This is a genomic window from Pedobacter nyackensis, assembly GCF_900176505.1.
GTDB lineage: Bacteria > Bacteroidota > Bacteroidia > Sphingobacteriales > Sphingobacteriaceae > Pedobacter > Pedobacter nyackensis.
This window is the reverse complement of the sequence record NZ_FWYB01000011.1, coordinates 127,554-141,582: the sequence shown is the minus strand read 5'-3', so window position 1 is coordinate 141,582 and position 14,029 is coordinate 127,554. Positions and strand designations below refer to the sequence as shown.

Annotated in this window: 10 protein-coding genes; 1 reads left to right on the top strand and 9 read right to left on the bottom strand. The window is 40.0% G+C overall.

Going from position 1 to position 14,029, the window contains the following annotated elements; genetic code table 11:
• Positions 1-38 precede the first annotated feature (38 nt).
• The 8 genes from B9A18_RS18260 to B9A18_RS18225 form a co-directional block, all read right to left on the bottom strand.
• Positions 39-1,592 carry a PKD-like family lipoprotein gene (locus B9A18_RS18260; RefSeq protein WP_159452684.1) on the bottom strand — a complete coding sequence of 518 codons (1,554 nt, stop codon included), beginning with the start codon at positions 1,590-1,592 and terminating at the stop codon, positions 39-41.
• A 69-nt stretch (positions 1,593-1,661) separates the two neighbouring features.
• Positions 1,662-2,393: a DUF4843 domain-containing protein gene (locus B9A18_RS18255; protein ID WP_084290984.1), complete on the bottom strand. Its 732-nt coding sequence runs from the start codon at positions 2,391-2,393 to the stop codon at positions 1,662-1,664.
• A 26-nt stretch (positions 2,394-2,419) separates the two neighbouring features.
• Positions 2,420-3,898, bottom strand: coding sequence for a RagB/SusD family nutrient uptake outer membrane protein (locus B9A18_RS18250; RefSeq protein WP_084290983.1), 1,479 nt, complete (start codon positions 3,896-3,898; stop codon positions 2,420-2,422).
• Positions 3,899-3,909: 11 nt separating this feature from the next.
• The gene (locus tag B9A18_RS18245) at positions 3,910-7,302 is read right to left on the bottom strand and encodes a SusC/RagA family TonB-linked outer membrane protein (RefSeq protein ID WP_159452683.1); all 3,393 of its coding nucleotides are present in this window, start codon (positions 7,300-7,302) and stop codon (positions 3,910-3,912) included.
• Positions 7,303-7,610: 308 nt separating this feature from the next.
• Positions 7,611-8,798, bottom strand: a complete 1,188-nt coding sequence (locus tag B9A18_RS18240) for a FecR family protein (RefSeq protein WP_084290981.1) — start codon at positions 8,796-8,798, stop codon at positions 7,611-7,613.
• A 90-nt stretch (positions 8,799-8,888) separates the two neighbouring features.
• Positions 8,889-9,485 (bottom strand): RNA polymerase sigma factor, encoded by a 597-nt coding sequence (locus tag B9A18_RS18235; protein ID WP_084290980.1) that lies wholly within the window; start codon positions 9,483-9,485, stop codon positions 8,889-8,891.
• 173 nt (positions 9,486-9,658) lie between these two features.
• The gene (locus tag B9A18_RS18230; protein WP_084290979.1) at positions 9,659-9,865 is read right to left on the bottom strand and encodes a hypothetical protein; all 207 of its coding nucleotides are present in this window, start codon (positions 9,863-9,865) and stop codon (positions 9,659-9,661) included.
• 107 nt (positions 9,866-9,972) lie between these two features.
• Complete coding sequence (locus B9A18_RS18225) at positions 9,973-10,284, bottom strand: hypothetical protein (RefSeq protein WP_084290978.1); 312 nt, start codon at positions 10,282-10,284, stop codon at positions 9,973-9,975.
• 241 nt (positions 10,285-10,525) lie between these two features.
• Here B9A18_RS18225 and B9A18_RS18220 point away from each other — a divergent pair, with 241 nt between their 5' ends.
• Positions 10,526-12,439 (top strand): ATP-dependent DNA helicase, encoded by a 1,914-nt coding sequence (locus B9A18_RS18220; RefSeq protein WP_084290977.1) that lies wholly within the window; start codon positions 10,526-10,528, stop codon positions 12,437-12,439.
• Between the two features lie 13 nt (positions 12,440-12,452).
• On the opposite strand, the gene B9A18_RS18215 is transcribed toward B9A18_RS18220, so the two are convergent.
• A complete protein-coding gene (locus B9A18_RS18215; RefSeq protein ID WP_084290976.1) occupies positions 12,453-13,922 on the bottom strand; it encodes an APC family permease in 1,470 nt (489 codons plus the stop codon).
• Positions 13,923-14,029: the final 107 nt, after the last annotated feature.

Here is a 14,029-nt window from a genome sequence, read left to right as displayed (position 1 = left end):
TTTGGAGGCATCATGACCTCCAAAGCCTGAAAATGATATTAAATCTGAATACCAAATGCGGTAATTCTTCCGAACCCATCGTAGGTACGGATATAATCGGGGTTAGTCACTAGCCCGCCTACACCTAATGTTTCAATTGGAATGGTTATGATCTTTCCTTCCTTGGTACTTTCATTATACGTACTGAGAATCACCAATCGTTGGGCAGCACTGAATGTTACACGTTTAGACCAATCAGTAGGGGCACTTGTACTAGGCAAATACATACGTCCTGCTCCTCCGTCATAAACCCCTGCGCCAAAATAAATATTCATACCAGTGATCTTCTCTCCTGGTTTTACTGTATAGCGCAAGTTGGTTGTAGAGGGCGACCCAATTTCAGTGATCATTGCATAAACCTTGTCCTCCGTCGCATAGAATAAGACCTGCTCCATGTTGGAAGAGGTAAAGTATTTCGCTTTGTTAATATCCGGATTTTGACTGATGTCATTGGCTGCTACACCCATAATTCCCGAAAATGGATTCACTAGTTTAAGTTGGTAAGCATAATATTTGTCTTGATCCCGTTCCTTCATTATAGAAACAATTCGTGAATCGTAGCCTTCAAATAGGTGCAAACAGGTCTTGTTACCCATATTATTCGGGTCGAATTTGGTCGCTGTATTGCCCATATCTGTCGCAGGGAAATTTCTAAGTGGATCCGCATTAGAAGTCATCCTTGGCAATAAAAGGAAACGATTATTCAATTCATCGTATACGACTCCGCCTGATTGTACAACCCCTGGATTCTGTAAGCCCAAAATCTTATTGGCTTTATAACCTTTACTATCTGAGGCCAGGAACGAGTAGACAAATTGTCGATTGTCCCCGTATCTACCAAAGCCTTTTCCATCATTGAGGATATACTGATGTTGGTTCATATAGTGAGCTGTTGAGATATCATCGGGCTGGATCTTATCTGGTGAAATCACAAAAAGCTTAGCGTCTACATCTTTTTTCTGATAGGTGTTGGGGTCAATACGAATAAAGGATTTATCCGTCATGAAAGTAACATCCTTATAAGAATTATACTTGTGGTAACTAAGCTGTTTGACAATGCCGCTTATTTTTTCACCATTGGCGGTACTATAAGCATTACGCATGATATTTGTATTTGCACTGTCTTTGGGTATGGATGTGGTAAAGTTAAACGCCATAATCAGATTGACATCGCTATTCTGTTCATCGCGGGTATCTGCTACAATAAGACCTTGACCAAATGGGGAAATAACCGTGATATCCCAGGTAAAAAAGGCTTTGATATTATTGCTGGAATCCGTTGCCGTAAATATCAACTTGTAGGGGGTTGCTGATGGCACTTCAGTGATTTCAGCATTTAGTTGCGCTTCGGCACCTACCACACGTTCATAGCCTTGATAGGCATTCATCGTCCATTTGTAGATCAGATGTTCTTGGTTGCCATTTTTGATGGTCACGGTAGGCTTTACACTTAGTATCCCCTTTTGGAATACAGTATATCGTACGGGTAGACCTGCGGTATCAATGCCAATGTTGGAGACCTCATGCAGATTCAAGGTTGATTTGTCCTTCATACAGGAGCCCATTAACACAGCGATACAAAATAATATATAAATTATATGTCTCATTTTCTTTAGTTTTAGTTATAAGGTAACTGGAAGTCCCTTGCTTGGGCCATCATCGTGAACAAAAGGGTCGTTGGGGTGTTCTAAATTATATTTGATAAGTGCTTCCTTTACTTTTAATCCCAAGGCTTGTATTTCCCCTGCGCCCATCCACCAGGTTACAGGGTCAGCACCCGACAAGCTAGGGTTGTAAGGGAAGGAAGTTCTTCCAGTAACCTGCATCACAAATTTGTACCAACCTGTAGAGAATGGCACACCAAGGTAATAGCGCAACCATTGGTTCCAATTGACAGGTTGTATGATTTTTGCTGTCCAGGTTACTTTGGACCTGGTGCCAAGCATCGTTCCAAGCTCTTTCGATGGCAGTAATTGCAAATTCAGGTCAACCAGGGAAGTATCTACGGTCATGTTACGTTTCAACACAATAGCAACACGTCCTTCGGTGCTATTCTTGGGTAATACACCTTCTTTGATTTCAAACCATTCGGGTTTGGCGGTCGTAGTGTTATCGAAGACAGGCTCTACTTTGAAGCTGCGATCATAACCCTTCAGTTCACCAGATAATCTGACGGTAAGGTAGATGGTCTTCGATTGCGCCGTCAGATCCTCAATAAAAGAATAGGAATAGCCAGAGAGTCCGTATAGAGATGGAGATTCGTCCTTATAGATTTCCAACTCTTCTTTCTGGCAGGCGGCCAAAAGTAGCAGAACCAAGAAGGAAAGACTAAAAAATGCTTTATTTGGTTTCATAATATTTGTATTAGAGTTTTACACTATTAGTTGCCTATTTCGATTTCGCGTTGTGGAAGTGGTAGTACATATACGCTATTGTTCATCACCTTATTGGTGCCTGGAATAGTCGTATTGCCTCTTCGTTTAAAGAAATAGAAGAGTTGGCCTTCGCTGATAAATTCCTTACGGTATTCCAGTTGAATTTCGGCTTGTACCTGTGCTTGATTTAAACTTTCACTAAGCTTGTAGGTCGTAGCAATCCCTCTATTGGTGCGTACCGTGTTCAGTTGTTCTACTGCCAAAGGGCTATTCCCCAATTCATTGTAACATTCTGCTAAAATGTAATACATTTCCGGTAGTTTGATCAAAGGCATTCGATCTTTGAAAGTTGAAGCGGTCACAAAGGTGAATTTCAATAATAAATATTCCGTTGATGAGACCTTGTTGTATAGCTCTTTATATCGATAATCCGAAAGGGACATTCCTCCCTTGGTATTGATTTCAAACAAGGTATTGGCAATACTACCTACTTGCGCCAGCCTCCTGCTGTTTACATTTAATCCATCTGGGCCATATTGAGTAATATAGGGTTTAATATACTCGAACATATTCTGCACATTCAAAGCAAAAATATGCTCGGTACTAAAGGTATAATCCTTGCTTACTGCATTCGGGTTATTGATATTGCCATTATGAAAAGTCACGAGTGTAGTCCGACCGTTGGTAGTTACAATTTCCGCTGCATCTCTGGCCTTCTCATAGTCTCCTCTCCATAGGTACAAGCGGGCTTGGGTGGCTTTAACTGCATAATAATTAAAACGCATTCTTCTGTTGCTGTAGAATTGATCCTGGTTTGGAACCTCAACATCTGGATCGAACTTTTCCGAGACCGCATCGTACTTAGATAGTAGCGCTTCGGATGCTGCAAGGTCTTTTTCTACCTGACCTAAATAATCTCTACCCGTAGTCGGCGGTGTAATCTGCTTAGAATATGTATTTACATAAGGGAGTCCAATTACATCTAAGCCTTGCGGCGCATTTTTCAAATTACCATAACCAAAAAGTCTATAGAGATCCAGATGTATAAAAGCCCTTAACCCCAGAGCCTCGCCCTTAATCATGGCGTAATTAGTGGGATGCATCTTATCTTTATAGCCATCGATGGTGTTGATGATATTGTTCAAATTAGCAATTACGGAGTAGCTTTTTGACCATATGTTGTCCTTCATGCTCATGAACGAGCCATTAAGAAATTGGTAGGTAGAGATATTTGCATAGGGATGTCCCGCAGCTGTAGTTGGATACTGTTGAGCCAACACATCTACAAAACCTATGGTACTTTCAAATCCATAAGCACCTTTATCGGTCATCAATAGATACGCTCCCATTAACGCGTCCTTAAAGCCCTGTTCGGATTTAAAAAGATCAGCGGAGGCTATTTCCGATTTGGGCGAAACGGAGAGCCATTTTTTGCAGGAACTCAGGCTCAAAATGACTAAAACAGGTAATATAATTTTTTTCATTTCTTTAGGTTTTAAAATGTGGCAGATAAGCTAAATGAAAATTTTCGCGCAAATGGATAACTCAATCCACGTTCCGTGGGTATGGTTGAGGCCGTAAATACATCATTGGTGTAAAGGGCACAACGCAAACGCTCAACCCTCATTACTTTCAGGTATTTCCAACGGTAGAAATCATAAGATAAACTCAAAGAAGCAAGAGATATTTCATTCTTATTCATCACAAACCGATCCGACGCTTGAGTGCGGACAAATTGCCTTAACCATGTGCCGTCCGGTTGTTGAATTTCCACAGACCCCAATGCTTTAAAAGGCTTGATATCACCCGGTTGATGCCAGGTTCCATTGAGTACACGTTTGTCCACATTGTAACTCATATCCACATTTTCCACACGATCAATCAAGGTTTGGTTGTACATCTGTCCACCATAAAGGAATCTAAAATAAGCCGAAAGCCCAATTCCTTTATATTCTCCATTCAGACCAAACGAACCAGATACCTTAGGCATCTTATCTCCAACAACAACCTGATCAGCAGGAGAATAAGCATAAACCTTCTCGTTATTTCTGTTTAAGAAGATTTCCTGACCATTGGCTGGATCTATACCCAAAGAACGAACCGCCCAAATCGCATCCATAGAGACACCATCATAGTATTTGGTAACCGGTCTATTGTTGAATCTATCTCCCGCTATTTTATCCTGTGCTTCGTTATAAGTTTTCAGCGCATCAGATATGGATACAATTACGTTCTTATTTTTGATTGCCGACCCTGTCACCGAGAAGTAAGAGCGATTTTTAGGATCAGAATAAACATTGTAAGTCAACATCAATTCCATACCCGTATTCCTAATCTTACCCAGGTTTTCTTTTATACTCGAGAATCCTGTCGAAGGCGGGAGTGTAAAATCCAATAAGGTATTTTCGGTAATAGATCTATAGTAATCAAACCTACCCGTTATTTTACGCAGGAAAGAAAAATCCAATCCGATGTTGTAATCCATTTTTTGTTGCCATTTCAAATCTGGATTGGCCAAGCCCTTGAGGTAAGATCCCAGGAAACCCTGGTACACTTTGTCCATAAAATAATTGTAGGTAGAGATGGATTGGTAAGAACTGAAGTTTTGCGAACCCGTAGATCCAACTGAAGCTCTGACCTTTAATCTTTCAAAAGCATTAAGATCCCTCATCCATCTTTCATTGTGAATGTTCCAGCCCACACCGGTACTCCAGAAAGCACCCCAGCGTTTATTGGCGCCAAATTGCGAAGAGGCCGAACCACGAAAAGAGGCATCCGCAAAGAACCTGTTATCATAGGAATAACTCGCAATGGATAATATCCCCAGGTCGCGGGTAGTTCCTTCTGTTCCTGTTGGTCTGTTTTGGAATTCGCTGTATTGCTTCGCAAATAGAATATCATTCATCCGATCATTAGGGAATCCCTCGGTATTGTAAATGACTTCTTCAAATGTACGTTCGCTAATGCTAGCGCCCATATTAACAAATAGTAAATGTTTTTCTCCAAATGGTTTGTTATAATTAATATTGATATCGCCCGAATAGCGCATTTGTGTACCCTCATTCTTCTTGTAGGAACCTTTCCTAAAAAAGTCGTCATCCTTATAACTATCAAACTTCAGGTGATTAGCAGGATAAAATTCATCTGCATGGTTCTTTGTATTGGTAAAGCTTCCACGCAAGAGCATTTTTAATCCGGTCATCAACATAGCTTCGGCATAGAGATTATTGGTAAATTCCGTGTATTTTTTGGATAACTTTGTGTTTAATGTAGAATTGTACAAAGGATTTGCGAAAGATATTGTGCTGGTAGCAGTACTTCCTACATAAGGCACAAGCCCTGTTTCTGCATTTTTCTTTAAATTTCCAAATTCATCATAAGGCGTCCAGTAAGGATTCATTTTGGAATAATCGGCGAAAGTTCCATACGGCGAATCATTGCTGGTTCCATCAGTATAGCTAATGATATTGCGGAATAAGAACCCTTTAAATCGATAAGACATCATCGCTGAAGTCGCTATCACACTTCTATTGGAGCCCTTCATAACACCAGCCACATTATTGTACGAGAAATCAGTAATTAATTTCAAATCTCGATCCCCAAATTCCATGGATACTCCATGTTTCTGGCCAATGGCATTGCGTAGTGGCAATGACATCCAATCGGTATTGACACCCGAAAGCACGGCCTTAAGACGCTGGTTGTATTGCTGGTCTAATGTCAATTGGGTGGCATAATTGGGAGCGTATGGACTGATTTGAGAATACATACCATAAATCCGTTCTGCTTCCAGTTTTTCTGCGGAATTAGTCAGGTTATAACTGCTCAGATCTGGTAATTCCGCATCTAAACTTCCATTGTAACTGATCAAGACCTTATTCGCTGTGGTTTTCTTGGTTTCAATGACAACGACTCCATTAGCGGCTTTTGCGCCATAAATAGCTTTGGCCGAGGCATCTTTGAGGATAGTGACACTTTCAATGCGATTCATGTCCAAATCGACAACTTTTGTCAGACTCACTTCAAAACCATCTAAAATAAAGAGCGGCTGATTCGGGTTATTAACATAATCACCTTTCAAATCGGTTGATGCATCTTGTGGGAATGATGAATTACCGCGAAGTGTCATTTGAGGCATTGCATTTGGATCTGAACCCAAATTCAAATTGTCAAAGATCATTAAGGATGGCTCCAGGACTTTCAAACTCTGAACAATGTTCTTATGACTCACACGCTGCAGTTCTTCTTTGGAAATACGATTAGCTGCACCGGTAAAGGTATTTAGATTTCTATCAATAATACCTGTAGAAACCACATTTACCGCCTCCAATTCAGACGACTGTGCTTCCATAACAATATTAAAAGGACTGCGTTGGCTTGCCTGAACTTCCTTTGTTTTATACCCGAGATATGAAATGACCAAAACATCCTTATCATCCAGGTTTTTAAACTCAAACTCTCCCAGATTATTTGTCTTAGTAGTTTTACTACTGTTTTTAACTTTTACAGTAGCATTCACTAAAGGCTTTCCCTTTTCATCCAGGACTTTACCTTTTACATCAATTGGCTTTCTGGCATTCAACAAACCTGTCATCAATAAACTAGCCTTTTTAACGATAACTGTTTTTTCCTCCAGGGTATAAATCAAGGACTGATTGGCAAAACATCGATCCAGAACATCCTTAAGGTCACCCTTACTAATACTGATACTGATGGGTTTCTTTGCTTTAATCAGGTCGGCATCGTAAAAAAAATCATATCCTGTTTGTTTTCTGATCTCTTTAAATACCTTTTCAAGTGGCGTATTTCTTTCATTTAAGGTTATCAGTTGCCCTCTTGCACCAAAAGAAACCTGCAAAAAGGTGGTGACTAAGATTAATACAGTCAAATTAACTCGCATGAGCAGTTTTCTCCTATTTATTTGCCTGACCTGGCTAGGAATAAAATCCATAACCAATAGGCATTTAATGATGTAGCCAGAAAGACTACATACAAATTTGTAAAAATTCATACATTTGAATAGTTTGGGTTAGTGATTATAAATTGTGTTTAGTCGCATCTTTTGACGCATTGCCCGAACGCTGTCAAGGGTGTTACCGCATCCTTGACTTTGTTTTTTATAGCATAGTGGTCTGAATTAGGGGGAGCTTTTCTCTTTCATTTTCGGTTTGTTTGGTTTTTAGGTTAATAGTAAGGTTAATTTTGTATTACAGTTATTTTACGGCCTTGCACTTTAAAGCTCACCTGGCCTGTCGACTGCATAATCTTTAATACTGCCGATATGTTTTTTGCTCTGGATACTATTCCTCCAAAATGCATTTCCTTGTCAGGTTTCTCCATATAAAACACCTCTACATCATACCATCTCGATATTTTGCGCATAATAGATTCCAGACCGTCGCGATCAAAAACAAAATCGCCATTTTTCCAGGCTATTTCATTATCTACATCTATACTTCGCACTTGTATACCATCACTGAGTACTGCCTGCTGGTTAGGCTCGAGTACAACTTGTTTATTACTTCCAGACACCCTTACACTGCCTTCAATTAAAGTAGTTTTGATACTGGCTTCATCGGGATAAGAATTAACATTAAAATGTGTTCCAAGCACTTGAACTTCCTGTCCCATACTTTTCACGATGAAAGGCTTATTCTTATTTTTAGTTACTTCAAAATAAGCTTCGCCAATCAACTCAACTCTCCGATCCTTTAACTGTGCAAAATTTGAAGGGAACTTTAATAACGACGCGGCATTAAGCCAAACCTTAGTACCATCAGGCAAAACTACATCGTATTGGCCGCCCCGTGGGGTACTAACAGTAAGGTTTTCTGCTGGCAACACAGCTCCTCCTTTCTTAGCCCTGATGGATTTTGCAGAAACAACAGATCCATCATTATAAGTTAATTTACCTGCATCTATAACTATCCCCGTTTTAGCATCACTTAAGCTAATCGTCTTGCCATTTGGCAAGACAAGCGTAGCCATATTTTTACCAGGAGCAATATCTATATCAGCCATAACATGACTACCATCTTTATCACCTTGCTTATTTATATAAAAGAACATGGAAAATCCTAAAATGACACCTATTGTAGCTGCCACAGCGATACGATACCATAATCGGGTTGTTTTTACAGCTTTATCACGTTCATTTAAGGCTGCCATTAAATCATGATCCAAGCGGCTAAGCAATGACTGAACCACAGGATGTGATTGACGAGCATCATCCTCAACTTCCAGTTCACGCTGAATAACACTACTCAACTCATGATTGCCTGCTGAATTATAAAAGCACTCCAGCAACTCATCAAGCTCTTCTGCCGTATAGTCATTATCCAGATACCTTTGATAAAGTGCTTTTATGTCTTGCGAATTGTTCAATTTCTGTCTTTTAATAGCTAATACGCCTGGGTTTGAAAAAGTACTTAGTCAACATTAAAAAAAACTAAAATTATTTCAACTGTCTGCTGATTAAATCCCCTTTAAGATCATTCCGACGAGTAGCATCCAGCCTTTCCCGGATTCAGACATAAAATGTTGCTTTAAAAACTTATTTGCCTGAAATAAGTGGCTATTAATGGTTTTAGCATTGATCCCAAGAATTTGTTCTATTTCTTTGTACGACTTGCCTTCCAGTTTACATAGCGTATATATTCGCTTACGCTGGGGCGGCATTAGATCAATTGCCTCATGTAGTAGTTCTGCATTTTCCTTTTTGAACAGTTGCTCTTCTATATGCGTATATATTTCAGTACTTGCCAGAATCATTTTATCACGCATCCCCCTATCGCGGGCAGCCCGACGGTAATAATCCATCGCCATGTTCTCGGCAATTTTAAATAAATAGGATTTGAAAGATTTTTCAGGATCAATCTGGGCCCTGGTATCCCATATCTTTAAAAAGAGATCCTGCAGAATTTCCAGGGTCAGGTCCTCGCATTTCAATAACTTAAACAAGTTACCCGCAAGTCGTTTTTTGTATTGATTATACAGCGTTTCAAAAGCCGACTTAGAACCATCCTTCAACGAAGCGACCAATTCCTTTTCAGAAAGATTGCTGTATACCATTTATTGCCCCCAAGTTAATTAGTTAACGCTTCTGCAATCTTAAATAATTATTTCCATTTGGTGGTTATTTATTTTTACAGTTATGCAATATTCAAGGCACTTCTACAAAAAATTAAAGGGTATCTTTTTAATGGTTGATCCGGACATAACCGAACCAACCATTAAACTAACGATTAATGCGAATGTCCTTCGTGTGAATGCGCAGTATCAATAGCAACTGAATCTGCTGGTGTTTTTTGAGTAGAATCAGCTACGTGATCATGTGCTCCATGAACAGTTCCATCTTCGTGTGTATGGGTTTCTTCAGTTTTTGCTGTGCTGTTGCAGGATGCTGCAAATAATCCAATGGTAATGGCCATTGCCAGAATAGTTTTTTTCATGTTTATAAATTTGTTGGCAAGTATATTAAAAATCATCACCTGCTTCCAACTGTTTGCATGAATATTGTCCCTGAGTAACAAAGATTTTTCATCTTCGGGAAGGAGTTTTAAGATTTATTGATCACACCAAATGCCATTGTTTTCCATTTGATATAACCAAGTTTCGCACATTGATCAGCTACTTCGGTCTCAATACTTGCAGGCACATCGTTAACAATCTGCCAGCGAACGCTATATTTACTATTGTAACCGATGTAAATCACTACATCGTCAAATAAGGGCTCAACAGTTTCCAGTCCCTTAAGGTGTGTATCCTGTAGTTCTTTTGCAAAACGTACAAGTCTTTCGTTCATCACTTTTGCCAGCGGTGGTGCAGGCTTAACATCTGGTTCTATAATCGCAAGTACAGTTACAGTCATCGGCTAAATATCAGTAATACTACTATTTTTAGCAAATCTAATTAATTTTCCTGAATTTATTAACATCTTGGTGGCGGATACAAAGTTATTTTTATGAGCAATATGTTATTTATTGTTACAATAATCGACTTTTCCGAGTAAACAACTGTCAGATAACCACTTGCTACAAACGAATTAAATCCACAATTACAAACATTTCAACAATAGGCACAACAGCAAAAAATTCAATTAAATTTGCTGCATGAGTAATGGCGGTTCTTCCAATTCAATTTTCGACAAGGTCCTTTCTTTCATTGAGTATACGAACAGGAATATTTTCCTGACCGGAAAAGCCGGTACAGGGAAAACAACGCTACTTAAACGGATCAAAGAAACCAGCTCGAAAAAGATGGCCATTATTGCGCCAACAGGAGTTGCAGCGATGAATGCCAAGGGCACTACCATCAACTCATTTTTCCAATTGCCTCCAGGCTCCTTCTTTCCAGGCGACATTAGTCTGGAAAACCTGCAATCAGGAATACTATCCATTCAATCGATGGTTTCCGATTTAAGCTATAGCAGAGAAAAGATAAGTCTTTTTAATGAACTGGCGCTACTGGTAATTGATGAGGTATCAATGGTACGCTCCGATTTATTGGATGTGATCGATGCCATATTACGTAGCGTAAGAAAAAACAATGCCCCGTTTGGTGGTGTACAATTACTGCTTATCGGCGATCTGTACCAATTACCTCCGGTAACAAAAAGAGAAGACTGGGCCTTTTTAAGTAAAGCGTACCCTTCTCCTTATTTTTTTGATGCCCTGGTCATCCGCAGAAATCCAGTTTTGCAAATAGAGCTGACAACCGTGTTCCGTCAAACTGAACCGGAGTTCATCAATATATTAAATGATATCAGAAACAACCAGATCAACGAAACCGGTCTGGCCCTATTAAATAAAAGATACAATTCGGAATACAATAATCCGGATGAGGTAAGTCCCATTATCATCACTTCGCACAATGCCGAAGCCAATACCATCAACAAGGAAAAGTTGGACGAACTCTCGGGTACTGAATATACCTTTGAAGGCGAAGTGAGTGGCGAGTTCAGAGAATTTGGTTTACAGGCCGAGCAAAGTCTGAAGCTGAAAGAAGGTGCCCAGATCATGTTCATCAAGAACGATACGGGCGAAAACCGGAAATTCTACAATGGAAAAATTGGCAAGGTAAAATCTGTTAGAGAGGGAGAAATCTATATCTCCTTTCCACAAGAAGAAGATTTGCTGCTGGAAAAAACCTCCTGGCAGTCCTTCGAATACAGAACTGATACCGAAGAAGCCATTGTACAGCAGCAAGTAGGAGAGTTTTCGCAATACCCGATTAAATTAGCCTGGGCAGTAACCATTCATAAAAGTCAGGGTTTAACATTCGACAGTGCCATTATTGATGCTGGGAAATCATTTGTTGCCGGACAGGTTTATGTGGCTTTAAGTCGTGTTAGAACACTTAACGGATTGATCTTAAAATCAAAGATCAGTACCGATAGTTTAAGATCGAATACAGAGGTAATTAATTACATGAAGCCGTCGAAAGAAGAAGAGTTGGACAATATTTTGGTTCAAGAGCAAGAAAGGTTTATCCTTCAATTGGTACTGGATCACTTCTCCTTCAGTCGCATCTATAGCGGATTGGAGACCATGGCCTCCAACCCCGAGGTTGTCAAATCAATACTTCCTGAATTCAAATCTTTACTGGCGCAACTCAACAAATCAGTTAATGATCTGTTGGGCTTGTCAGACCGCTTCCAAACCCAGGTAAAACAATTACATCAACAAACTGGCTTTAAAGATCAACAGGCATTGCAAGCCAGAATTGAATCGGCCATCACCTATTTCAGCAAAGAGCTCAACCTGCAACTCATCAATCAACTCAATAAGAACATAAGGGTTAAACCAAAAAACAAAATCCAGCAACAACTGCAACACCTGATGCAAAAATACAGACAGGTGATTGAGACCAGGATGGTGTTGATGCAGTACGCCGGAGGTTTATTGAAAGAACCAATTAAACCGACTGATTATACAGACTGGATCAGTAAACATAAAGCCCCTAAAAGCACGAAGTCAAACGCACAAGCCAATGATCAACCAACTATAAACCTCCAATTGTTTTAAAGCGTTTTCCGCTCTACTGAACTATTTCCTTTGGTCGGGTTAAATAATAAATCGGTATTCCGATAAGCACGATAATAAGTCCCGGCCAGGTAAACTGTGGTTTGAACCAGATTAACAAAAGACAGAAACTAATTCCCAGAACAATATATATGGCCGGCAACAGCGGATAGCCAAATGCTTTGTACGGACGCTCAGCGTGGGGTAATCTTTTCCGGAGAATAAAAATACCACCGATAGTAAGTACATAAAATATAACTACAACAAAGGAGATCATATCCAGCAGATCGCCATACTTACCACTGAGGCAAAGAATCGCGGCAACCAGACATTGTGCCCAAAGTGCCCATTGCGGTACACCATGCTTGTTTAATTTTCCAGCACTTTTAAAGAATAAACCATCTTGCGCCATGGTATAATATACCCTTGAGCCAGCAAGTATGAGACCATTGTTACAGCCAAAGGTTGAGATCATGATCATCACAGCAATCAATGCTGTACCCATACCGCCAAAAATAACTGTAGAAGCTGTTACGGCCACCCTATCCTTTGTAGCATGTGCTATTTCATCCATAGGTAACACCGCAAGGTAGACCAGGTTGGCACATACATAGATAATAGTCACAATAAGTGTCCCCAGGAACAGACTAAGCCCTATATTTCTTTTCGGGTTTTTCATTTCACCTGCGATAAAGGTCACGTTGTTCCAGGCATCACTACTAAAAACAGAACCTACCATAGCGGCAGCAATACCACCCAACAAGGCAGTTCCGGCAATTGGGGTTACACTGAATCCTGCAGCAGGGTTACAGCTATCTACTAACGCAGCCTTTGTTGCCATCCAGGTATTGGTCCAGTTAGCATTCCATACTTCCGGCTTAAACATGACAAAACCTGCGATAATCAAACCGAAAAGCGCGAGTAATTTGGTGGAGGTAAAAATATTCTGAATCCATTTTCCGCCTTTTACACCACGGGTATTGGAATAGGTAAGTAATGCTATAATCGCTATAGACATGATCTGCGCAGAACTTACAGAAAAATAGGTTGGACTATTACAACTATCAAGCCCTGTCTGTATCTGAAGCAGTTTATTGTCTTCACTCAATGCCGGAATCAGGTAAGCTGCAAATTTGGAGAAAGCAACCCCTACTGCCGCTATAGTACCTGTTTGTATCACCGCAAAAAAACTCCAGCCATATAAAAAGGCAATCAATTTGTTGTAAGATTCTTTAAGATAAACATACTGACCGCCAGCCTTTGGATACATACCGCTCAATTCTCCATAACTTATAGCAGCAGTCATGGTCATCAGCCCGGTGATTACCCATACGGCTATCAGCCATCCGGCACTCCCCACATTTCGTGTAATATCTGCACTTACAATAAATATCCCTGAACCTATCATTGATCCAACGACAAGCATTGTACCATCTAAAAGCCCAAGCTCTCTTTTAAAAGAGCTATCCTGATTTTCTTTCTCCATTTTTTTGGTTTAATTTGGTTGGTTTTCCAGGGTTTTTATCTCTCAAATCGAAATCAGGAGGCACATCCCTAGGCGCTAAGATATTTAAAAATCAGTATTGTCTGCTA